This window comes from Hymenobacter nivis (genome assembly GCF_003149515.1).
Lineage (GTDB): Bacteria > Bacteroidota > Bacteroidia > Cytophagales > Hymenobacteraceae > Hymenobacter > Hymenobacter nivis.
This window is the reverse complement of record NZ_CP029145.1, coordinates 4,636,569-4,659,418: the sequence shown is the minus strand read 5'-3', so window position 1 is coordinate 4,659,418 and position 22,850 is coordinate 4,636,569. Positions and strand designations below refer to the sequence as shown.

Here is a 22,850-nt window from a genome sequence, read left to right as displayed (position 1 = left end):
GAATTGTCAAAAGCAGTCATGCTCATCTGGCATCCGCGCAGTCGAAGCATGACGACCTTATAATCTGGCTTTTAGCGGATTATTCAAAAATATTATGATTGCAGAAACCTTTATTCGCCGGCCCGTCCTGGCCATCGTCGCCTCGTTGGTGATTGTGCTCGTGGGCTTGCTGGCCATGCGCAGCCTGCCCATCGGGCAGTACCCCGAAATCACGCCGCCCACGGTATCGGTGACGGGCAGCTACATCGGGGCCGACGCCCAGACCGTGGAGCAGACCGTGGCCACGCCCGTGGAGGTGCAAGTGAACGGCACGCCCGGCATGACCTACCTGCAAAGCAACAGCACCAGCAACGGGCAGATGAGTATGACGGTGAACTTCGACGTGGGCACCGACATCAACATTGCCGCCCTCGACGTGCAAAACCGCGTGGGCATTGCCCTGCCCACCCTGCCGCAGGACGTGCAGCGCCTGGGCCTTACGGTGCGCAAGCGCAACCCGAGCATCCTGATGCTGGTGGCCATGTACGCCCCCAAGGGCACGCACAGCTCCACCTTCCTCGACAACTACGCCAACGTGTTCATCAAAGACGCGCTGCTGCGCACCAAGGGCGTGGGCGACATCGTGTCGCGCGCCGACGACTTTTCGATGCGCATCTGGCTGAAGCCCGACAAGCTGGCCCAGATGGGCATCACGGCCGGCGACATTTCGGCTGCCCTGGCGGAGCAAAACGCCCAGATTGCGGCCGGCTCCATTGGGGCCCCACCGGCCGAGCACGGGCAGCCGTTCGAGTACATCGTGACGGTGCAGGGCCGCCTCGCCACCGTCGAGCAGTTCGGTAACGTCATCGTCAAAACTAATCCGAAGGACGGGCAACTGGTATACCTCAAGGACGTGGCTCGCCTGGAGCTGGGCAAGTTCAACTACGCCAACAACTCGTTCGTCGACGGCAAGCGCGCCGCCTACCTGCTCGTGTACCAGGCCCCTGGCGCCAACGCCCTCGAAACCTACGACAACGTGCTGGCCACCATGAACCAGCTCAAGAAGCAGTTCCCCACCGACCTCAACTACATCGTGCCCTTCGAGTCAGCGAGCGTGATAAAGGTATCCATCAAGGAAGTAGTGGAAACGCTGGTGGAGGCCCTGCTGCTAGTGGTCATCGTGGTGTTCCTCTTCCTCCAGAACTGGCGCTCCACGCTCGTCCCAGTGCTGGCCATCCCGGTGTCCATCATCGGCACGTTTACGTTCTTCATCCCACTGGGCTTCACCATCAACACCCTAACGCTCTTTGGCTTCGTGCTGGCCATCGGTATTGTGGTCGACGATGCCATTGTAGTGGTGGAAGCCGTGGAGCATAACATGAACGAGCGCGACATGAACGTGCTCGACGCCACGCTGGAGGCCATGCGCGAGATTTCGGCGCCCGTTATTGCCATTGCCCTGATTCTGGCGGCGGTGTTCGTGCCGGTGGGCTTCATCCCCGGCATCACGGGGCGCCTGTACCAGCAGTTTGCCATCACCATTGCTATTTCGGTGCTGATTTCGGCCTTCGTGGCCCTTTCGCTCACGCCCGCCCTGTGCGTGCTACTGCTGAAACCCACCAAGCGCGACGACAGCTCGACGGGCCTCAACAAGCTGTTTTTCAAGTTTAACAACTGGTTTGGGCGCGTCACCGAGAAGTACGGGAGTGGCGTGGCGAGCAGCATCAAGCACTCGCGCTTCGTGGTCATCATCCTGGTGTGCATCGTGGTGGGGGCCGGGCTACTATTCCGCAGCAAGCCCAGCGGCTTCCTGCCCACCGAGGACGAGGGCCGCATCATCGTCACCTTCAACCTGCCCGAGGGCGCCTCCACGGGCCGCACCGTGGCTACGTTGCACGAGATGATGAAGGAGCTGAGCAAAACTAAGGGCATTGCGCACTACGCCGCCCTGGGGGGCCTGAACGCGGTGAACTTCTCCTCAAAATCCAACTCGGGCACCATTTTCTGCCAGCTTGCGCCCTGGGAAAACCGCAAGGACAAGGCCCTGCAACTGCAAGGCCTCATCGCCACCGTGCAGCAGCGCATGGCCCGCTTCAAGGAGGCCACCACGGTGGTAATTTCGCCGCCCGCCATTCCGGGCCTGGGCAACACGGGCGGCTTCTCGTTCATTTTTCAGGAGCGCGAGGCCGGCGGCAACATCCAGACCTTTGACGCCAACCTGCAAAAATTCCTGGGGGCCATCCGCAAGCGGCCCGAAATTGCCTCGGGCTTCTCCTTCTTCACGGCCAGCACGCCGGGCTACAAGCTCGACATTGACCGCGAAAAAGCCAAGAAGCTGGGCGTCTCGATTGCCGATATCGGGGGGGCCCTGCGCACGTACTTGGGCAGCGCCTACATCAACGACTTCACGCTCTACGGCCGCACGTTCCGGGTGGTGGCGCAGGCCGACTCCTCCTACCGCGGCGACATTGCCAACCTGGGCCAGTACTACGTGCGCAACTCTGCCGGCGGCATGGTACCCCTGAGCACGCTCACCACCTACAAGCGCGAGGAAACCGCGCCCCTCATCTCGCACTACAACCTGTTTCGCTCGGCCGAAATTAACGGCAACCCAGCCCCCGGCTACAGCTCCGGCGACGCCATCAAGGCCTTGCAGGAAACGGCGGCCCAAACCATGTCCCGGAGCTACGGCTACGAGTTCTCAGGCCTGAGCCGCGAGGAGCTGCTGGCCGGCGGCCAGACGATTTACATTTTCGCGCTCTCCATCATTTTCGTGTTCCTGTTTCTGGCCGCCCTCTACGAGAGCTGGTCAGTGCCGTTCTCGGTGCTGCTGGCCGTGCCGGTCGGTATTTTCGGGGCCATCCTGGCGCTGTTTTTCCTGCCCAAGCTCACCAACAACGTGTACGCCCAAATCGGCATGATCACGCTCATTGGCCTTTCAGCGAAGAACGCCATCCTGATCATTGAGTTTGCCAAGGAGCGCGTGGACCGCGGTATGCCGCTGGTGCAAGCCACCCTGGAAGCCGTGCACCTGCGCCTGCGCCCCATCATCATGACCTCGCTGGCCTTCATCCTGGGCATTCTGCCGCTGGTGTTTGCCTCGGGCGCGGGGGCCCAAAGCCGCCAGACCCTGGGCTGGACGGTGCTCGGCGGGATGCTGGCGGCCACCGGCCTGGGCATCTTCATCGTGCCGGTGCTCTACGTCATCATCACCCGCTTCGCCTACGGCAAGGAAAAGCTGGCCGAAATGGAGAAAAACTACAAGCCCGATGAGGAGCACGGGGGCCCCAAAAAGGACGACGGGAACCCCGAAGACACCACCGCCAAAGACGGTGGGGCCCCGGCCGAAGGCACCATCGCCCCGGCCTAGCCCCGCCCCCGCTGAACCATCAGCCGAACGTCGTGCAACGGTCATCCGGGCACGACGTTCTTTTTTTGATGGTGGTCCAAAACGGGGTGGTCCGGCGGCTTTTTCTGTCGTCGGACCATTCTTATAATGGACCGGAGCCGCTGTTTTTTTCAGTAAGAGTGGCCCGACGAAGCCCTTTGGGCAATTCGCCAGACTACCCCGTTTAGCCACCGCCCTTTTTTATAGTCCTCCCCGTTTTTGTCCGTGCACCTCTTCGTTTACTCGCCCCTCAGCCCCGCCACTCGCGCCTACCTGTACCAGCACCTGCCGGCGGGCCACGCCGTCACCTTCGGCGCCGACGTGCCGACGTGCCGGCCGACCAGCAGGCCGCTGCCTTCCAGCAAGCCGAGGCGGTGCTGGGCAACGTGCCGCCCGCCTGGCTACCGGGGCCCCGGCCGGCTTGCAGTTCTGGCAAATCGATTCGGCCGGGTGTGAGCGCTACCGCGGCGTGCGACTGGGCGTACCGGTGGCCAACCTGAGCGACTTCTTCGCCTGGCCGCGCCGAAACCATAGTGGCGGACCTGCTGGCCCTATACCGCCACCTGCCCGAGCTGGCCGTGCTCCAGGCCGAAAAGCAATGGGTGGGCGGAGCTTTGGTGCACAACCGCGCCGGCCTGCTGCGCGGCAATCGGGTGGTTATCCTCGGAGCCGGGGCCATTGTACTGGCCATCCGCCAGTAGCTCAGTGGCTTCGAGTGCCCGGTGCAGCTGCTGGCCCGCACTAGCCCCGCCGCCGAGCTGCACTCCGCGGCCGACTTAAAAGCGGTTTTACCCGAACCCGATATCGTCATCAACACCCTACCCGGCAGCGCCGATGGATTTTCTCGGCCGGCTCCTGGAAGACGAGGGAAGGGGACTTATTTCTAAGCAACCCAGCTCATTTCCAGGCCGGCGGACCGCTGGAAAATCCCGTAGATTTGAGCCGTGGCTACTGAAACATTCAAAAAACACTGTTAGACAATTCTATCCCGAAAAATGTTTGCTAATATTTTTTTTGACTGGCTACGAAACATTAATGCACATCTAGCTATTGATGAGGTATACCTTCACATCAAACACCAATCCGCCATGCAAACCATCCTAATTGACGTTCTGAAGATTCCGGTTGATGATCCGATTGCGTTCACGTTTTTCACGGGGTACATGGCCATGGCGGCTGCGGCCGTATTTTTCCTCTTCGAGCGTGGAGGTGTAGCCGACAAATGGAAAACCTCGCTCCTGATTTCGGGGATGATTACCGGAATCGCTGCCGTGCACTACTATTACATGCGCAACTACTACATGGAAACTCACACGTCGCCCGTGGCCCTGCGCTACATCGACTGGACGCTGACCGTGCCGCTAATGGTCGTCGAGTTTTACTTGCTGGTGCGAGCCGCCGGGGCCAAAATTGGCCTACTCTGGAAGCTCGTCCTCGCAGCGGTATTTATGCTTGTATGCGGCTACATTGGTGAGGCCTTCACGGACGGTTCGAAGAGCCACTCGATGATTTGGGGCACGCTTTCCACGCTGGGCTACTTGTATATCCTGTACTCGGCCTGGATGGGGGAAATCGCACAACTGGCTGCCAAGTCTGAATCGACGGCCGTACAGAAGGGCGTCCGCTCCTTGGCTTGGTTCATTCTCGTAGGCTGGGCCATTTACCCAATTGGCTACATGGCCATGCCTGGCGGCTGGTTGGGCGCCGACGGGCTCGGATTGCTCCGCCCGCACGACCTTGACCTGATTTACAACTTGGGCGACGCCGTGAACAAGATTGGCTTCGGACTGGTCGTGTACGGCATCGCCCGCAGCGAGTCGGCAGCTAAGAAGGTTGTCCCGCAGGGTGCCGGAGTACTAGCATAGTATACTGCTCCCATCGCCCGGATTCCGGACAGTTCATTGCCCACGGGCCGTTGCTCCGCTCCGCGGCGTGGCGGCCCGTGTTAGTTCCCCCCCCTTTTGCCCCACGCACTATGTCGCTTGACTCTGCATCTGATTGGTCCCGGCGGCGCTACTCCTACGCGGCCGTGCTGGCACTGGCCGGCGTGGGCGCGGCGTTTCCAAGTGCTGCCTGGGTACTGCTGGGGCCGCCGCTGGCCGTGGGCATGGTGGTACTGGGCGTAGCGCACGGGGCCTGCGACCAATTGGTACTGCCCGCCGGCCAGCCCCGGGGCCCCGGAGCCGGCGGGTGGCGGTACTGGCTGAGCTTCCTGCTCGGCTACCTGGGCTTGGCGGGCTTGGTGGGGGCCCTGTGGTGGGCCTGGCCGGCGGCTACGGTCGGCGGTTTTTTCTTGCTGACGGTGTGGCACTGGGGTTCGGCCGACGCGCCGGCCGGGGCCCGGCCACCGGCGTGGCTGTGGCTGACGCACAGCTGCCTGCGGGGCCTGCTGCTGTTTGCCGTGCCCTTGTGGGGCTGGCCCACCCAAACGGCGGGCATCGTGAACGGACTGCTGGCCTTCACCGGGGCCCCCACAGTGCCCGCGGCCGCGTTGACCGCCGCGGCCGCAGCCCTCGGCGTGGTGGTGGTAGCAGGGCACCTGGCCCTCTGGGCCCGCTGGGCCTACCGCCGCCAATGGGCCCGGCTCCGTACCGAGCTGGGCGAGGTGCTGGTGCTGGTGCTGCTGCTGCTAGCACTGCCGCCCCAGCTATCGGTAGCCGTATACTTCGTGTTTTGGCACAGCTTGCAGCACGTGCTGCGCCTCACGGGCTGGCTCGGCTATGCCGCAGCCCCGAATCGGCCGCGCCCCGCGGCCGACTTGGGGCCGCGGCTGGCCTTCTTCCTGCGCCGGGCGGCCCCCCTTCTGCTCCTGAGCTGCGTGGCGCTGTTGGTGCTGGGCCGCCTGCTGGCCCCCTACCTAGCCAACGGGGCCGCTTGGTTCAGCCTGGCGCTGGTGGTGGCCTCCATCGTCACACTGCCCCACGCCCTGCTCGTGACGCTGGTGATGGACGCGCCCCGGTGGCGGGCCGAGCCGAGCGCAAGGTAGGCCCCGCCGTACCCGCGGCGGGCTAAACTTGATGCCCCCTTCTCCTCAACAAACGCGCTTAGTATCTGGTGGTAACTATCGTAGGTAAGCACGGTACAGTCGCGGCCCTCGTTAATCAGAGTGACCAGGGGTTTGCAGCCGGCTAAGCCACGCTTCTCTTTATAAATGCTTTTGTTGACGAAAATAGTAATCATCTTTTTCCAGAAGTCGGGCACCGCGCCAAACACCGCCTGCACCGTGCGTAATCGCCCGCTGCCGTCCTGCGTCACCACGAAATCGTAGGCCCGGGCGGGGCCCCCAGCAGCCACAGGCCCAGGAAAAGCAGTTGGGTTTTCACAGCAAAAGCGGGCGAAAAGAGCCCCAGACTAAGCGGCGCTTCTACTCAAAATCTGTCTTTTTTTCCGCAATCGTTGCCTACAAAACCACATCCGGGGCCCCACGAAAAAGCCTGGCCAGTTACGGCCAGGCTTTTTCGTGGGGCCCCGGATGTGGTTAGGCGTTGGCCTTTTCCATCAAGTCGGCCATTTCCTGCGAGATGCCGGTGGTGCTGAAGCCGCCGTCGTGCATCAGGTTTTGCATGGTCACGTAGCGCGTTAGGTCTGAAAACAGCGAGATGCAGTAATCGGCGCAGGCCTCGGCAGGGGCGTTGCCCAGCGGCGACATCTTATCCGCAAATTCGTAAAAGGCGTCGAAGCCACTGATGCCGGCGCCGGCCGTGGTTTTGGTGGGCGACTGCGACACGGTGTTGACGCGCACTTTCTTAAGCTTACCTAGGCGTTGGCCGTAGCTGCGGGCAATGCTTTCGAGCATGGCCTTGGCCTGCGTCATGTCGGTGTAGTCGAGGAAGGCGCGCTGGGCGGCAATATAGCTGAGGGCCACTACGCTGCCCCACTCGTTGAAGGCGTCCTGCTTCTCGGCCACGGCCAGCATTTTGTGGAACGAAAGGGCCGAAATGTCGATGGTTTGCTGGAACCACTGGTAGTTCAGCTCGCCGTAGTTCTTGCCCTTGCGGATGTTGGGGCTCATGCCGATGGAGTGCAGCATAAAGTCGAGCTTACCCCCCAACTGCTCCTGGGCCCCGGTAAACAGCTTCTCCAGGTCCTCCACCGACGTGGCGTCGGCCGGGATGATGGGGGCGTTGCACTCCTCGCTCAGCTTGTTGATTTCGCCCATACGCATGGCCAGCGGGGCATTAGTGAGCACGAAGCGGGCGCCTTCGGCGTGGGCGCGCTGGGCCACTTTCCAAGCAATGGATTTCTCGTTGAGGGCGCCGGAAATGATGCCGACTTTGCCGGCGAGCAGGTTGTTGGGCATGGAGTGAATAGGTGAATGAGTGAATGAGCGAATGAAAAAGCAACCCGGCCCTTTCTTTCACCATTCGGTTCAGGGCGGCAAGTTAGCCACTTACCTTTTCATTCACCCATTCTCCCATTCACTACCCCCTACCCTGCCACGACGGCCTCGCCACGCAGGGCCAGCAACTCGCGGGCGCTTTGCAGGGCATTGGCGCTGGGCTTGGCGCCGGCAATCATATGGGCAATTTCCCGGATGCGGTCCTCCTCGCCGAGCTGGCGGATGCGGCTCACGGTGCGGTCGGCGCGGTCTTCCTTGTACACGAAGTAGTGGGCATCGCCAGCCGCGGCCATCTGCGGCAGGTGCGAAATGGCCACCAGCTGGTGCTTACGCGCCATTTGCTGCATCATGCGGCCCACCTTCACGGCAATTTCCCCGCTGATGCCGGTGTCGATTTCATCGAACACTATCGTGGGCAGAGCCGTCTTATCAGCCAGCATGTACTTCACGCACAGCATCAAGCGCGAGAACTCCCCCCCCGATGCGGCCTTGCTTAGCGTCTGGGGCTGGGCCCCCTTGTTGGCCGTGAAGAGGATGTTCACCACATCGGTGCCGCTGGCGCTGGGGGCCCCGGCGCGGTGGTCCACTACGATGCGGGCGTTGGGCATGCCCAGGTCAGCAACCAGGGCACGCAGCTCCTGCTCGAAGCGCGGGAACGACTTGCACCGGCTATCCGAGAGCTTGGCCGCCTGCTTGGTCACCGCGGTCAGGGCGGCCTCTACGTCCTTGCGCACCTTGCTGATTTGCTTGTCGAGGTTTAGCACGTTGCCCACTTTCTGACGCAATTCGTCGCGCACGGCCACCAGGGCCCCCAGGTCGCGCACCGCGTGCTTGCGCTGCAAGGTGTAGAGCACGTTCAGGCGTTCCTGCAACTCTTCGGCGCGGGCGGGGTCGCCCTCGGTGCGGCGCTCGGCGGTTTCCACCTCGTCGGCAATGTCGTGCAGCTCAATCAGGCAGCTTTCCAGGCGCTGACGCAGCTCGCGGAAGTTGTCGGAATAGCTCGAAACCTGGCCCAGCAGCGACGAGGCATCCTTCATAATGCCGGTGGCGCAGCTCTCGCTGTCGCGCAGCCCGTGCAGGGCCTGGCTCAGCTTGTACTTTATTTCCTCGGCGTGCTCCAGCTGTTTCACCTCCTGCTCCAGGGCCTCCTGGTCCTCGTTGTCGAGACTAGCTTCCTCCAACTCGTTCAGCAAAAAGCTATTATAGTCCAGCTGCGCGTTAGCTTGGTTCGACTGGTCCTCCAGCGTTTTCAGCTCAGCTTCCAGCTTGCGGTACTGCCGGAAGGCGTTGCTGTAGTGCGTGCGCTGCGGCACCAACCCGGCGTAGAGGTCGAGCAGGTTGAGCTGAAACACCGTGTCGCCGAGCAGCAGCGTGTCGTGCTGCGAGTGGATGTCCATCAGGTTGGCCCCGATTTTCCGTAGCGCCTCCAGCGTCACCGGCGTGTCGTTCACAAAGGCGCGCGACTTACCCGTGGGGCTGATTTCGCGCCGCAGAATGCACTGCGCGTCGTAGTCCAGGTCCTCGGCCTCAAAAATATCTTGCAGCTGGTAGCTGGCAATATCAAACTGCCCCTCAATCACGCACTTACGCGCCGTATCGAACAGCAGCTTGCCATCGGCCCGGTTGCCCAGCAGCAGCCCAATGGCCCCCAGCATGATGGATTTGCCGGCCCCCGTTTCGCCAGTAATGATGTTGAGCAGCGGCGACGGCCGAAGCTCCAGCGACTCGATCAGGGCGTAATTCTGAATGCGTAAATCGACTAACATAATTGGGTAGATGGGGCCGGGGTGCGCACGGGGTATCGTGGCCAACTGTAGCTATTCTAGCTGAATAAGTAATTAGGCCGGTGCTCTGCAAGGCCCCAACGCATTATTTATTAAAGTTAGCCCCAAAGTTTTGGCAAATGCTAATACCCGCCCAGTTATGTAATAACCAATATATTACCATCCCACCGCCTTAGCGGGACGTGAGAATGGCCTGGTATTTCTGCGCGTTGGTCGCGTCGATGTTCACCAACATCGTCACCAGTTGCTGCTTCTGGTTTTGGTCGGAGCTGGTGCGGAAAATATTAGCAATCTCGTCGGCCTTAGCGTCGAAGAAGTACCGGAAAATTGGCTCGCTCACCCGCAGCGACGCCGCCGCGTTGATGCCCGTGAGGGCCCCCAGCACGGCCGTACGCGCCTCGTCGGGCTTCTCGATGAACAGGTCCATCCCCTGCCGGTAGTAGGCGTACGAGCCGGTACGGAAGGCTTCGAGCTGCGGGTCGGTAAGGTTGGTGAGCAGCTGGTAGCGGCTGCGCAGGCCCCCGCCGTTGGACCAGCTCGGGTCCTGGCCCTCGCTACTGATCTGCGAGGCCGAATAGGTCATGATGAGCCGGGCGTTTTCAAAATACTGCGTGCCCCCGAGCCGGCTAAACGTGTCGCGGTCGAGCCCGATGATGATATTGGCATAAAAGCCCAGCAGCGACGAGAGGTTGGAAACGAAGCTGTTGGGCGAAAAATCGAGCGAGTTGGGCGGCGGGTAGTTAAAATTAAAGCTCTTATCGACGATACTGATGACGTTGGTTTCGTAGCCGGTGCCGTAAATCGGGCGGGTCGAAAGCAACCGCATCGTGGCCTGGTACGACGGCGACGCACCGCCTGTAAGTACAATGAACATGCGGCACTTGATACGCTCTTTTTCCTGATACGTAGTGCTGGTCCAGGTGCGGGTGTTGAGGAACTCCTGGATTTTGCTTTGCATACTAGCCACGATGCTCTGGTCGGTAATCACCACGCTCGGCCCGATGGACACCTCCACGGTGCAATTCAGCTCCTGGGCCCGGGCGGGGGGCCCCAGCAACAATAGCAGCAGCGGCAACAGGGACCAGGTCTTAGGCATCATAAAGTCAATCAAATAGTTATGACAGCAGCGAGGCGGGCCAAAACCAAGCGCACCAGCTCACCGGCTAGGTCCGTTTTAGCCATCAATTCAAAGGTAACTACCTGGCCGGCGCGGTCCAGCACGCTCACTTTGTTAGTGTCATGGCCAAACCCGGCCCCAGCATCGCGCAGTGAGTTCAAGACTACGAGGTCGAAGTTTTTGCGGTGCAGTTTGCCCTGGGCGTGGGCTAGCTCGTTCGTCGTCTCCAACGCAAAACCCACGGCAAATTGTTCAGCCCGCTTGGTTTGGCCGAGGGTGGCGGCGATGTCCACGTTCTTCACCAGCTCCAGCGTGAGCGTGTCGCCGGCTTTTTTAATCTTCTCGGCGGCCACATGGGCGGGCCGGTAGTCGGCCACCGCGGCGGCAAACACCCATACGTCGGCAGCGGGGGCCCCGGCAGCGGCAGCGGCGTACATCTCGGCGGCGGTTCCCACGCGCGTCAACTGCACGGCCGGGTGAGCCGGTGCGGGCAAGGCGCTGGGCCCGCTGATGAGGTCCACCCGGGCCCCCGCCGCCGCAAAGGCCTCGGCCAGCGCGTAGCCCATCTTGCCCGTCGACCGGTTGCCCAGGAACCGCACCGGGTCCAGCGGCTCGTAGGTAGGGCCCGCGGTAATCAAGACGCGCATTTATTCAGTTATCAATTGACAGTGAGCAGATAACAGTTGGACCCTGATCAGCTTGTTGGACTAAAAAACGTCGCTAGCTCAGCCACAATCTGCTCGGGCTCCAGCATGCGGCCGGGGCCCACGAGGCCGCTGGCCAGCTCGCCACTGGGCGAATCGAACACGTGGTTGCCGTAGCTGCGCAGGCGCGCCAGATTCTGCGCCACGGCCGGGTGGGCATACATGTCCAGGTCCATGGCCGGGGCCAGAAACACCGGGCAGCGGGCCGACAAGTATACGGCGCTCAGTAAGTTGGGGCACAGGCCGTTGGCCAGCTGGCCTAGCGTGTTGGCGCTGGCCGGCGCAATGAGCAGCGCATCGGCCCACAGGCCCAACTCGACGTGGTTGTGCCACTGCCCAGAGGCCGCATCACGCAAAAAGCCCGTCAGGACGGGCTTTTTGGAAAGGGTGCCCAGCGTGAGGGGCGTAACGAAGGCGGCGGCGGCTTCAGTGAGGATGACCTGCACCTCGGCCCCGGCCTGCACTAGCAGCCGCGTGAGGGCGGCGGCTTTGTAGGCGGCGATGCTGCCGCTCACGCCCAGCAGCAGGCGGCGGCCTGCCAGCGGCGACAAGGGCAACGAAGCGGGTAGCAGCACCGGCGGCAATTAGAACAGTTCGCGGGCCAGGGGCATTTCCACCGGATCGGGGGTGGTGTAGTGCAACTTGCCTTCCAGGAACTCCTCGATGGCGAGGCTAGTAGGCTTGGGCATTCGCTCGTAGTGCTTCGATACCTCGATTTGCTCGCGGTTCTCGAAAACTTCTTCCAGGTTGTCAACGGTCGAGGCGAACTCGGCCAGGCGGTCGTTCAGCTCTTCCTTCAGCTTGATGGAGAGTTGGTTGGCGCGCTTCGAGATGACGGAAATGGCTTCGTACACGTTGCCGCTTTCGATGCTAAAATCGGCCATGTTGCGCGTCACGATGGAACTGGATACGGCGTTGGGAGCGGGTTTCATGGGCAGTTAATTAATTGTTTTATTATTGAATGGTCTGATTGTTAAGTGGTTTTACTGTTAAATTGCTGATGGCTAACTGTTGAACATTAATTAAATAATTAACCAGCGATCAACAATGCAACAATAAAACCATTCAACGCATTACTTGGCTGCCGCGGCCTCGGCCCCGGGGATGGCTTTCAGCCGTTCCAGCTCGGCGCGGCTGTCGTCGTACATGACCTGGGCCAGCTTCAGGCTTTTGCTCTGCGGGAAGGTGTCGATGTAGTGCTGATAGAACGCCACGGCATCGAGAAACCGTTCGCGTTGCTTCGATTCAATGCTCTCCTTGGCCCAGGCATACTGGGCACTCAGGCGCAGGAAATCGGCTTGGTCGATGAATGGCGAAGCTGGGTAGTTCTGCTCAAACACGCCCATTGCCGTCACGGCGGCCTGGTTATAGCGCAGCTTGTAGTACAGCTCAGCGGCACCGAAGGCCTTGCTTTCCAGCTTCTTCTGTAATTCCTGCGACATAACCTCCGTTTCCGGCCGAAATTTACTTTCGGGGTAGCGGTTAATGAAGTCCTGGATGACTTCGAGCGCCGACGTGGTGTTGGTCTGGTCCAGCTCGAAGCCCGGCGAGTCGCGGAACAGCGATTTGGCGTGCATAAATGAGGCCTCCTCGGTGTACACCGAGTTGGGGTACGTGTCGGTGAACTGCTTGAAGTAGTAGGCCCCCAGCACGTAATTGCGCTGCTTGAAGTTGGTGTTGGCGAAGTAAAACTGCGCCTTCTCAGCCTCGGGCCGGCCCTTGAGCAGCGGAATAAGGTCTTCGAGCAGCGTGCCGGCGCGGAAGTAGTCGCCCGCATCGTAGTAGCGGACGGCGGCTTCGTATTTTTTATTCACGTCGCCGCTCTTGAGCAGCTTCTGGTAGCCAGGGTTGCAGGCCCCCAGCAGCAGCGCGGCCAGGCAGAAGAAAACGAGCGTTAAGCGGGAAAATGGCATAAGTAACAACAAAGGTACGCTGGCAATCACAAACCGGAAACGGCTTTCGGGGCCCCGGGCTAGCGGCGGCGGGCCGTTGGCTTTCACCGGACCGCCGCCGGGGCCCCAAGGGTTGCATTCAGGGCCGGGCAGCAGGCTTGACGGGGGCAGGCGGCTTGGGGGTGGCGGGGGCGGGCGGCTTGCGCGGGGCGGCGCTGGGGGCCCCACGAGTAGTTTTTTTAGCTGGGCGCTTGGCCCGCACGGGCTTTTTCTTGCGGATGGGCTTGCGGGGCGGGCGGTCGTCGAACTGCTTGCCCAGCACCTGGCGGCGGGTGGGCCGCTCGGTGTCGCGCCAGCGGAAGCCCTTGAGGCGCGTGTCAGGCTCCTTTATTTCGTGCAGCGGGATAAAGTTGGCGTCGGGGTTGACCAACATCGTGATTCTTTGCAGCTTGTTGTCAGCAAAGCGCAGCGTCATCGTGGCCGACACGCCCTTGTTCAGGCCCGTTACCACGGTGTCGCCGTCGAGGGCGTAGGCGATGCTTTCGGCGTTGCCCAGCACGTCGATGCGCCCAATCTGGCCCTCGCGGAAGTAGGCCATGATGTTGCGGCCCTTCATCTGGTTGAAGTTCAGCAGCGTGTCCTGATTAATAACGAACGAGTTGGCGTACAGACGCATCTGGTCGATTTTGCCGCGCTTCTGCCGGATCTGCATCGAGTCGGCCACCATCTGGGTGCGGGCCTGCCAGAGCACCGGGTCGCGGTTCAGGTAAATGATGCTGTCCTGGCGGTCGTAGGTCAGCGAGTCGCAGCGCCCTTGCAGGTTGGCCTTGAAAATCCGGGCTTTGGGGTAGGCGTACAACACCTGGCGCACGTTGGGCGTGCCGGGGCGGCTTTCCACGCTCAGCAGCGTATCGGCGGCCATGTACAGGGTGTCTTTGCCCGAAATATTACGCACCACCGGCCGCCCGCCATAGAGCTTGGTGCGCCCCAGGCCGCGCCAGTGCCGGCCAAAGTCGCCGCGCAGCGTGATGTTGTCCTTCTTGGAAACGAGCGTGACGTGCCCCGCCGCCTCGCCGTACAGCCGGCCCTCATCGTACACCAACCGGTCGCCGCCGAGCAGGTAGTTGGGCGTATCGATTTTGGCACTTTTCTGGAAGTTCGACACCCGCGTGACGGTGTTGTAGTTACCCTTCTCAGCGTACAGGTTGCCCTGCTGGCCCCGGATGCGCGTGGGCCCATCGAAGTAGGCTATCTTACTGATGGTATTATAAGTCAGCGTGTCGTTGTTGAGGTCAGTGCGCTGGTTTTGGGCGTCGATGGACACGAGGTGCACGTCGCGCTTGAATACAAATACCTTGCTATTGGTGTCGTAGAAACCCTGCTGGCTGTCGAGCGTATTTTGCGGGTCGGTGAGGTGGCCGGTTTCGAAGTAGGTGGCCGTTTTGCGGTTCAGGTCGTAGTTGAGCGTGGGCGTGGTCAGGGTCATCCGCGGGTCGCGCATCACCACGTTGCCCACCATGCGGGCCGTGCGCAGGTTGCCGTTGTAGTAGCCCTTGTCGCCGGTGATGGTCACGGTATCGTTCTGAACAACGCGCACGTTGCTGAACGCCTCAATCTCGTTGCGGTCGAGGTACTGGTAGGCCGAGTCGCAGTACAGAAACGTGTCGCCCTGCTTGAAGCCCACGTTGCCTAGCACCTTGCGGATTTTCACGCCCTCGGGCGTCGTAATGCCTACTAATTCCCCAGCGCCTTTCAGCAGCTCCACGGGCGTGCCTTTGGCGGCGGGCTTGGCCGGGCCGGGCCCCGGGCGGGGTGCGGCACCGGGCCGCTGGGCCCACGCGAGGGACGGCAGCAGCAGCAAGAGCAAAATAAAAAAGCGGAAGCGGGGCATTTAGCGGGCAAAGGTACGGCGGCCGGCGGGGCCTAACGCGCATCTTTGCGGCTTAGTGCCTTGGGGCCCCGGTTCCGGTTTGTCGTTCACTTCCGCTATGAAAATCCATCTCTTCGGGGCTTCCGGGGCGGGCATCACCACGCTGGGCACGGTGCTGGGGGCAGCCCTGGGGGTGCCGTACTTCGACAGCGACGACTACTTCTGGGGGCCCTCCGCCGTGCCGTTTACCGTGCGGCGGCCCGCAGCTGCACGCAATGCGCGCCTGGCCCACAGCCTGGCCCGGGGGCTCCGCTGGGTACTGGGCGGCTCGCTGGTGGGCTGGGGCCCCTGGGGCGAGCAGCAGCTGGCGGCGCTTGATTTGGCCGTGTTTCTGTGGCTGCCGCCGGCCCTGCGCCTACATCGCCTGCGGCAGCGCGAACACGCCCGCTACGGCGACGTTATCACCACCGACCCCGCCCGGGCGGCCCGGGCCGGAGCCTTTCTGCCCTGGGCGGCCGGCTACGACGACGGCTCCTGCGGCGGCAGCCGCACCCTGGCCAACCACACGGCTTGGCTTGGGCGCTTCGCCTGCACGGCGACCTCACGATGGCCGCGCGGCTGGCTGTCGTACTGGCCGAAATAGCCCGCCTGGAATAAATTAAAAGTTGAGGGTTAAAAATTAAAATAAATGACCATCAACACTTCTTCTACATAACCAGCGCTCAACCTTTAGGAGCTACTCAACTTGATTGGGCCCTGAAATAGTGTAGAGGCGCATCCTTGCGTCTACACACTGTTCTGGTAGTCGCTCAAACAGCTTTTCAACTCACAACTTTTAATTTCTCCCTTATGCTCGACCAAGTTCGCCAGTTCATTGAAACCTACCAGCTATTTTCCATAGCGAATGACCCCGTACTAGTAGCCGTCAGCGGGGGCCTCGATTCGGTGGTGCTGCTGGATGTGCTGCACCGGCTGGGGGCCCAAGTGGCGGTGGCGCACTGCCACTTCGGCCTGCGCGGCGAGGACGCCGACGCCGACGAGCAGTTCGTGCGCAAGCTGGCCAAGCAGTACGACGCGCCCTACTTCGCCGAGTTTTTCCAGACCAAGGCCTTTGCCGAGCGCGAGGGCATCTCAACCCAGATGGCAGCCCGGCTGCTGCGCTACCAGTGGTTCGAGCAGGTGCGGGCCCGCGAGGGGCTGGTGGCCATTGCCACCGCCCACCACCAGCGCGACCAGGCCGAAACCATGCTGCTGAACCTCACGCACGGCACCGGCCTGGCCGGCCTGCACGGCATCCAGGCCAAGAACGGGGCCGTGGTGCGCCCGCTCCTGGGCCTGGGCCGCGACGACCTGCACGACTACTTGGTGGCCAACAACTTGCGCTGGCGCGAAGACGATTCCAACGACAGCCCCGTGTACCAGCGCAACCTGCTGCGTCACGAGGTGCTGCCGGTGCTGCGCGAAATCAACCCCGGCCTCGACCAGACGATGGCCGCCACCGCCGAGCGCGTGGGCGGCGCCGAGGAAATCGTGCGCCGCTACGTGGCCGACACCGCCGCCCAAGCCCGCCGCGACGCGCCCGAGGCCACCTATTTAAGCATTGCGCTGCTCCAAAACACGGCCGCCACGGCCCTGGTGCTGCACGAAATGCTGCGACCCTTCGGCTTTTCGTGGGTGGTAACGAAGGAGGTTGTCGCGGCCTTCAAAGGTCTGTCAGGCAAGCAGTTCGACTCGCCTACCCACCGCCTGGTGAAAGACCGCGACCAGCTCGTCATCACCCCGCGACGGCTGGCGCAGTACGGCACCTTCCAGCTCGCCGAGGGCCAGGCCGACCTGCTAGCCGACGGGATGCGCCTGCACGCCACAGCCCACGACGGCGCCAATTACGCCATTCCGCGCTCGCGCAGCACCGCCGCGCTCGATGCCGACAAGCTGAAATTCCCCCTCACGCTGCGCCGCTGGCAGGAGGGCGACTGGTTCATGCCGCTGGGGATGCAGGGCAAAAAGCACCTCAGCAATTTCCTCATCGACCAGAAAGTGCCGCTGAACCTGAAGGACGACGTGCGCGTGCTGGCCTCGGCCGACGGCAAAATTTGCTGGGTGGTGGGCCTGCGCGTGGACGACCGCTTCAAGGTGAGCCCCGATACCCAGCGCGTGCTGGCCGTGCAGCGGCTGTGAAGGCTAAAGCTGCGGACCAGCTGGGCTACTTTTTGGGAGCAGGCGACAACCCACCTTGCGTTTGCAGGGTCTCCAGCGCGCCGGCCAGGTACACCAGCGGGGCCTGCCAGTTGATGGCAATTTCATTGGACGCGTAGGAGCACACCTCGTCGTCGTAGGCCATGTCGACGAGGGTAGACGGATAATGGCAGCCGTCTTGCCGGCCGGGGTTGGGCCCCCCAACGAGCAACCCGGGAACGGGCTCGCGCACGCCGTCGGCCTCCGACGGCCGGTGGTGCGGGTGCTGCGGCGGCTGAGCCCCGCAGCCCGTAACATAGCAGTAGCCCGTGGCGTTGCGGCCGAGCAGGTAATCCAGGTTGGTCAAGGCAAATTGCAGGTACTTGCGGTCGCCGCTGAGGCGGTACGCTTGCACCAGCGCAACGCCCTGGTTGGCGGCGTTAGCATTGCTACCCCAGTTGTAGTCGGCAGCTGACTTGCCCATCACGGTCTGGTAAGCGCGCATTGCGCTGCCCTGAGCCAGGTTATCGGCCAGCGCGAGCAACCGGCTTTTCAGCTGCGGCAGGTCTTTGCGGCCCAAGGCCGTCAGCTCGGGGCCGAACCGGGCCAGCGTGTAATAAGCCAGCGTTCGGACCTGGCCCCACGACGGCAAGGGCGTCTGCGCGTCCTGAAATAGCTTCACGGACCGGTAGTAGCTGTCCTGCTTGGTAGTGACGTACAATTCGACCGCGGCCCAGATAAACTCGTCACTCACGTCCCCATCACCGTAAGCTCCAGTGCTGATGGCGGGCTGAAACTGCTTGTTCAGCGCATCTTGCTCGTAGTATACGGCCGGATGGGCCCGGGCCCACGCCCAGGCACTAGTCGAGGCCCGCAGGCACGAGTCGGCCAAGCCGGGCAGCTGCCGGTCAAATTTGCGCAGCACCCGGCTTGCCTGCGCCATCACGGCCGCGAAATCCAGGGCCGCGGCGGTGCTTTTCTGCACTACGTAGCGCGGCGCCCGGGCCTCGGCGGGCATCACCATGCCGTCGAAGCTAGCGTTGGTGAGCTTGTGGTACACGCCCCCGTCGCTGGGGTCCTGCATTGCCTTGAGCCAGCGCAGGTTCCAAAGAGCCTCGTCGAGCAGGTCGGGCAGGGCATTGCTGCTCTCCGGAATACGGGTGTCAAGCCCGGCGCAGTACGCCGGAAAATCTTCGTAAAGCGAGAACAGGGTGCCCAGCGTAATGCCAGAGTTAACGACGTACTTGTTGTAATCACCGGCGTCGTACCAACCGCGGGGCGCGGCAATAACCGTTCCGACTGGCCGCTGGGCACTGGCGGCCGAGGCGTGCACCAGCACTTGGTTATCGGAGTGGCCCAATGGCCGGCTCCAAATGCCCGCGTAGGCTAGCGGCAGCGGCGTCGAAGCCCGTTGGTAATAAAAGCCTTTCAGGGCCGCCCGCGCTACGGCGTCGTGCACCCCCGGCCTGATTTGAAACTGATGGGAAAACCCTAGGCCGGGAATCCACAACACAAAGGTTCCTGCTGCCTTAAAATCCGAAAAATCGGCCGTCCGCGTTTGCTGAAACGACAACTCGGCGTACCGCTGGGGCCCTAGTTCCCCCGTGAACACCGTGGTAGCCAAGTCCGGCGTGGTGAGGTAAAACTTGCCGGCCGCTGCTCCTACCACCACGGCCACCTTGGGCGCAGCTGGATAAAAGCCGACTTGGTTAACTCGAATAGCCTCGGCCAGGTGCTGGGCGGACACCGGTTGCGCACACGCGAGGAACACACTGAGCCAGAAAGCGGCTTTGAAGTTAATCACCATGAAATTTGCGCAATAATTTGACCATCAACCCTTTTTCTGCTTTAATTCCCTCGCCTGCGGGGTCCGCGGAGTTAACTTAGTAGTTTGCTTTGTAAGCTAAGGTATACCCGTCGGCCGCCTCCTGACCCGACGACTTCCGAGAAATTCTGTTTCGCGGGGCCCCGCCCCTGTTTTGCCCGCCGGGCATTCGGGGCCTACTTTTACGGCGCACCCGTTTTTCACCCAACCCGTTTCCTATGAAAGTTACCGTTGTCGGTGCCGGCAACGTCGGCGCCACCTGCGCCGATGTGCTCGCCACCCGTGAAATTGCCAACGAAATCGTGTTGGTCGACATCAAAGAAGGCGTTGCCGAAGGCAAGGCCCTGGACATCTGGCAGAAAGCGCCAATCCTGGGCTACGACTCGCGCACCGTGGGCGTCACCAACGACTACGCCCGCACCGCCGGCTCGGAGGTCGTGGTCATCACCTCGGGCCTGCCCCGCAAGCCCGGCATGAGCCGCGACGACCTGATTGCCACCAACGCCGGCATCGTGAAATCGGTGACGGAGCAGGTGGTGGCCCACTCCCCCAACGCCATTATCATCGTCGTCAGCAACCCGCTCGACGTGATGACTTACCAGGCCCACCTCACCGCCAAGCTGCCCCGCGAGAAGGTGTTCGGCATGGCCGGCATCCTGGACACGGCCCGCTACCGCGCCTTCCTGGCCGAGGCCCTGAACGTGAGTCCCAAGGACATCCAGGCCGTGCTGATGGGCGGCCACGGCGATACCATGGTACCCCTGCCCCGCTACACCACTGTGGGCGGCATCCCGGTTACGGAGCTGATTTCCAAGGAGAAGCTCGACGCCATCGTGCAGCGCACCGCCCAGGGTGGCGGCGAGCTGGTGAAGCTCATGGGCACCTCGGCCTGGTACGCGCCCGGCGCGGCCGCCGCCCAAATGGTGGAGGCCATCGTGCGCGACCAGCGCCGCGTGTTCCCGGTCTGCCTAGAGTTGCAAGGCGAGTACGGCATCAACGGCGTGTACCTGGGGGCCCCGGTCATCCTGGGCAAAAACGGCGTGGAGCGCGTGATTGAGCTGCAACTCAACGACGAGGAAAAAGCCATGCTCGAAACCTCGCGCGGCCACGTGAAAGAGGTAATGGACGCGCTAGACAAAATGGGCCAGGCAGCGGCGTAATTATTCCGCAGCTAATTAACAGAAAGCCCCGCCAGATGCATCTGGCGGGGCTTTCTGTTGCTTTTGACTAATGCTTATGGAAACAGCTTGTAAATATCTTTTCGGTCCACAACCCGAGCAAATTCAACTTCGCCACCCGTTATAAATACGCCGATACGAAAGTCGCCCACCCTGATGCGATAGGCCATTTTGTAGCCTTTTAATTTTTTGAGATTGACGATACCCGTCAGATTAGCCGCCACTTCAACCGCTTCGATAACGTCAGCTACCGCTGATTTCACGGCGGCGTTGGGCAATTTATCCAAGTCTCTCAAGAAACGGCTGGAAAAAGCGGTTTTCATGCCCGGCCCAGCTTCCGCATCACGGCTTCGCGGGAAACGCGGGGACTGTTTTTGGCCTCGCGCATCATCAAGCCCAAGCCCAAATCCTCTTTTTCTTCGTCCGACAACACCTTGGTTTCAATGCTCATTTTTTTGAGCAAGGCGGTTAGCAGGGCTAATTCCTCGCGGGAGGCAGGAGTTATTAATAGGGATTCCATAGGATGAAGAACAATTAATTCAAACTATTCAATTTATTATATTCAAGGACAGCGCTCAAATCTTCCCGCTCCAGTTCGGGGTGTTCCTCCAAAATCTCTTCGTTGGTCATGCCCGACGCCAGCAGGTCCAGGAGCACCACCACTGGCCACCGCATCCCGCGCACGATGGGCTTGCCGTGGCAAATTTCCGGGTTGACGGTAATTCGGGATGATAGATTCATGACTGACCTAAAGGCTTAGCTTGATTGTACTCATAATACCATCGTTCTGCCTACTGCTGGCTGGCGCGGAATAGCTTCTGCTTCTCGTCCTTAGATAGGCTCTCGTAGCCGGAGCGGGAGATTTTTTCCAGGATAGAATCTACCTCGTCGGGGTGGGGCTGGCCGGGAGCGGCGGCGGGACGGGCCCCGCGGGCGGCGGTCGTCACGGGCTCGGGGCGGCGGGTGGTGCTGACGCTCATGCTGGGCCGGCGGCTGAACAGGTTGCCTATCCAATCGCCGATGGCCTGGATGGGACGGCCCAGGTCGCGGCCGGCCTTGAGTTGCTTGACGAACACGAAGCCCAGCAGAGCCCCGCCGAGGTGGGTAATTTCGCCGCCGGGGTTGCCGCCGTTGATGCCGGCCAGCGAGATGAGCACCACGGCCAACGCTATCCACTTGATTTTGACGGGCCCCAGAAAAATCAGCATAAACGTGAAGTCGGGCAGCAGCGTGGCCGCCGCCACGATGATGGCCGTGACGGAGGCCGAGGCCCCCACCACCGACGCGCCCAGTCCCGGCCGAAACGCGGGCAGGAAGTTGTAGCTCAGCAGGAACACTAGCCCCCCCGCCAGGGCCCCCAGCACGTAGAGGCTCACGAGCCGGCGGTTGCCCAAATACTCGCGGATGATCTGGCCGAACCAGTAGAGGTTCAGCAGGTTGAATAAAATATGGAAGAAGCCCTCGTGCGTGAAGGCGTAAGTGAGCACCGTCCAGGGGTGGCGGGCCAGTACAGGCAAGGACGAGGACATGGCGAACTGCCGCAGCACCGGCTCATATAAGCCCCCCACGCCACCGATGGTGAGGCCGGCGTGCAGGATGATAAGGGCCGCAAACACCAGTACATTCAGCAGCAGCAACTGGTTCAGGGCGTTGTCGCGCCGGTCGAAGGCGGTGCGGATTTCTTGAAAAACACTCATAAAATCGCAGATTTTATAAATTAGGCAACGTGCCCAGCCCGGAAAGCCCCGGAGCCGGATGAATGATTAACGTTAATAGAACCGCTCGCGGCCGCGCTCCCAGTAATATACCACCAAAAAGCCGACGAGCAGGCCGCCAAGGTGGGCATAGTGGGCCACGTTGTCGCCGGGCGTGCGGTGTACGCCGTTGTAGAACTCGTAGGCACCGTAGAGAAACACAAAGTACTTGGCTTTGATGGGAAACGGAAAAAAGAGCAGCATCAGTTCGGTGTTCGGAAACAAGTAGGCAAACGCGAACAGCACCCCGAACAGGGCCCCCGACGCGCCGAGCATGGGCGAGGCCAGCACGGTTTGGTACAATTTCTGGGTTTCCTGCACCACGGTGGCGCGCAGCGTGGGGTCGTTGGGGCTGCGCACCAGTGCGTCGGCCAGGGCCATTTCGTCGGCGGCGTAAGGGCCGCTGCCGCGGGCGGTGCGCACCAGCTCGGCAAAGTCGCCGCCGGTGGGGTTTTGCACCAGGTCGCGGCGCAGCTCCGTCAGGGGCCGCAGCTCGTAAGCGCGCACGCCCTCATAGAGCAGGCCGGAGCCGAAGCCGCAAATCAGCCAGAAGAACAGGAACCGCTGCCCACCCCAGCGCTGCTCCAGCAGGGGCCCGAAGGAGATGAGGCCGAACATGTTGCCAATCAAATGCCCCCAGCCAGCATGCAAAAACATGTACGTCAGGAACTGCCAGGGCTGAAAGAAGACCGAGCCCACCGGAAACAGGGCCCCGTACTGCACAACTTGCGGCAGCAGGTTGGAGCTGATGACTAATAACAAAACGTTTGCAATGAGCAAGTTGCGAACGGTGGGCGTGAGGTTGAACATGAATGTAAAAGTAGCGCCCGGGCGGAACCAGGCGC

21 protein-coding genes and 1 pseudogene are annotated in these 22,850 nt (G+C 61.7%); 7 read left to right on the top strand and 15 right to left on the bottom strand.

What is annotated here, in order from left to right; translation table 11 throughout:
* The first annotated feature begins 94 nt into the window (after positions 1-94).
* The 4 genes from DDQ68_RS20740 to DDQ68_RS24100 all read left to right on the top strand — a co-directional run bounded on the left by DDQ68_RS20740 (position 95) and on the right by DDQ68_RS24100 (position 6,353).
* Positions 95-3,349 (top strand): efflux RND transporter permease subunit, encoded by a 3,255-nt coding sequence (locus DDQ68_RS20740; protein ID WP_109658002.1) that lies wholly within the window; start codon positions 95-97, stop codon positions 3,347-3,349.
* A 551-nt stretch (positions 3,350-3,900) separates the two neighbouring features.
* Positions 3,901-4,068, top strand: a complete 168-nt coding sequence (locus tag DDQ68_RS23180) for a hypothetical protein (protein ID WP_162550297.1) — start codon at positions 3,901-3,903, stop codon at positions 4,066-4,068.
* Between the two features lie 387 nt (positions 4,069-4,455).
* Positions 4,456-5,232: a bacteriorhodopsin gene (locus DDQ68_RS20735; protein ID WP_109658549.1), complete on the top strand. Its 777-nt coding sequence runs from the start codon at positions 4,456-4,458 to the stop codon at positions 5,230-5,232.
* A 110-nt stretch (positions 5,233-5,342) separates the two neighbouring features.
* Positions 5,343-6,353, top strand: a complete 1,011-nt coding sequence (locus DDQ68_RS24100) for a Brp/Blh family beta-carotene 15,15'-dioxygenase (protein WP_109658001.1) — start codon at positions 5,343-5,345, stop codon at positions 6,351-6,353.
* Positions 6,354-6,490: 137 nt separating this feature from the next.
* Here the strand turns inward: DDQ68_RS24100 and DDQ68_RS24095 are convergent.
* From DDQ68_RS24095 to DDQ68_RS20685, 9 genes and pseudogenes are all read right to left on the bottom strand, one after another.
* Positions 6,491-6,580 (bottom strand): annotated as a pseudogene (locus DDQ68_RS24095) (hypothetical protein); the annotation flags it as partial.
* Positions 6,581-6,845: 265 nt separating this feature from the next.
* Positions 6,846-7,667: an enoyl-ACP reductase FabI gene (locus DDQ68_RS20720; RefSeq protein WP_109657999.1), complete on the bottom strand. Its 822-nt coding sequence runs from the start codon at positions 7,665-7,667 to the stop codon at positions 6,846-6,848.
* Between the two features lie 128 nt (positions 7,668-7,795).
* Complete coding sequence (gene recN / locus DDQ68_RS20715; RefSeq protein ID WP_109658548.1) at positions 7,796-9,472, bottom strand: DNA repair protein RecN; 1,677 nt, start codon at positions 9,470-9,472, stop codon at positions 7,796-7,798.
* 190 nt (positions 9,473-9,662) lie between these two features.
* Entirely contained in the window at positions 9,663-10,589 is a 927-nt protein-coding gene (porD, locus tag DDQ68_RS20710) for a type IX secretion system protein PorD (RefSeq protein ID WP_109657998.1), read from the bottom strand.
* Positions 10,590-10,597: 8 nt separating this feature from the next.
* On the bottom strand, positions 10,598-11,254 hold the full coding sequence (locus DDQ68_RS20705; protein WP_109657997.1) for a phosphopantothenoylcysteine decarboxylase domain-containing protein: 657 nt from the start codon (positions 11,252-11,254) through the stop codon (positions 10,598-10,600).
* 47 nt (positions 11,255-11,301) lie between these two features.
* Positions 11,302-11,862, bottom strand: coding sequence for a flavoprotein (locus tag DDQ68_RS20700; protein ID WP_245897147.1), 561 nt, complete (start codon positions 11,860-11,862; stop codon positions 11,302-11,304).
* Positions 11,863-11,895: 33 nt separating this feature from the next.
* Positions 11,896-12,243: a DNA-directed RNA polymerase subunit omega gene (locus DDQ68_RS20695; protein WP_245897145.1), complete on the bottom strand. Its 348-nt coding sequence runs from the start codon at positions 12,241-12,243 to the stop codon at positions 11,896-11,898.
* Between the two features lie 141 nt (positions 12,244-12,384).
* The gene (locus DDQ68_RS20690) at positions 12,385-13,224 is read right to left on the bottom strand and encodes an outer membrane protein assembly factor BamD (protein WP_109657996.1); all 840 of its coding nucleotides are present in this window, start codon (positions 13,222-13,224) and stop codon (positions 12,385-12,387) included.
* A gap of 118 nt (positions 13,225-13,342) precedes the next feature.
* On the bottom strand, positions 13,343-15,094 hold the full coding sequence (locus tag DDQ68_RS20685) for an OstA-like protein (RefSeq protein WP_109657995.1): 1,752 nt from the start codon (positions 15,092-15,094) through the stop codon (positions 13,343-13,345).
* A 97-nt stretch (positions 15,095-15,191) separates the two neighbouring features.
* Here DDQ68_RS20685 and DDQ68_RS20680 point away from each other — a divergent pair, with 97 nt between their 5' ends.
* Positions 15,192-15,716 (top strand): P-loop NTPase family protein, encoded by a 525-nt coding sequence (locus DDQ68_RS20680; RefSeq protein ID WP_109657994.1) that lies wholly within the window; start codon positions 15,192-15,194, stop codon positions 15,714-15,716.
* Between the two features lie 206 nt (positions 15,717-15,922).
* A complete protein-coding gene (gene tilS / locus DDQ68_RS20675) occupies positions 15,923-17,251 on the top strand; it encodes a tRNA lysidine(34) synthetase TilS (RefSeq protein WP_109657993.1) in 1,329 nt (442 codons plus the stop codon).
* 25 nt (positions 17,252-17,276) lie between these two features.
* Here tilS and DDQ68_RS20670 read toward each other — a convergent pair whose 3' ends face one another.
* Positions 17,277-19,055, bottom strand: coding sequence for a glycoside hydrolase family 9 protein (locus DDQ68_RS20670; RefSeq protein ID WP_109657992.1), 1,779 nt, complete (start codon positions 19,053-19,055; stop codon positions 17,277-17,279).
* A 236-nt stretch (positions 19,056-19,291) separates the two neighbouring features.
* Between DDQ68_RS20670 and mdh the strand changes: the two genes are divergently transcribed.
* The gene (gene mdh, locus DDQ68_RS20665) at positions 19,292-20,233 is read left to right on the top strand and encodes a malate dehydrogenase (RefSeq protein WP_109657991.1); all 942 of its coding nucleotides are present in this window, start codon (positions 19,292-19,294) and stop codon (positions 20,231-20,233) included.
* A gap of 74 nt (positions 20,234-20,307) precedes the next feature.
* Here mdh and DDQ68_RS20660 read toward each other — a convergent pair whose 3' ends face one another.
* The 5 genes from DDQ68_RS20660 to DDQ68_RS20640 all read right to left on the bottom strand — a co-directional run bounded on the left by DDQ68_RS20660 (position 20,308) and on the right by DDQ68_RS20640 (position 22,815).
* Positions 20,308-20,574, bottom strand: a complete 267-nt coding sequence (locus DDQ68_RS20660; protein ID WP_162550296.1) for a type II toxin-antitoxin system RelE family toxin — start codon at positions 20,572-20,574, stop codon at positions 20,308-20,310.
* A complete protein-coding gene (locus tag DDQ68_RS20655) occupies positions 20,571-20,771 on the bottom strand; it encodes a hypothetical protein (protein WP_109657989.1) in 201 nt (66 codons plus the stop codon). Before DDQ68_RS20655 ends, DDQ68_RS20660 begins: the two co-directional genes overlap by 4 nt.
* A 14-nt stretch (positions 20,772-20,785) precedes the next feature.
* On the bottom strand, positions 20,786-20,992 hold the full coding sequence (locus DDQ68_RS20650) for a DUF433 domain-containing protein (protein ID WP_109657988.1): 207 nt from the start codon (positions 20,990-20,992) through the stop codon (positions 20,786-20,788).
* Positions 20,993-21,042: 50 nt separating this feature from the next.
* Positions 21,043-21,948 carry a rhomboid family intramembrane serine protease gene (locus DDQ68_RS20645; RefSeq protein ID WP_109657987.1) on the bottom strand — a complete coding sequence of 302 codons (906 nt, stop codon included), beginning with the start codon at positions 21,946-21,948 and terminating at the stop codon, positions 21,043-21,045.
* 72 nt (positions 21,949-22,020) lie between these two features.
* Positions 22,021-22,815, bottom strand: a complete 795-nt coding sequence (locus tag DDQ68_RS20640; RefSeq protein WP_109657986.1) for a rhomboid family intramembrane serine protease — start codon at positions 22,813-22,815, stop codon at positions 22,021-22,023.
* Positions 22,816-22,850: the final 35 nt, after the last annotated feature.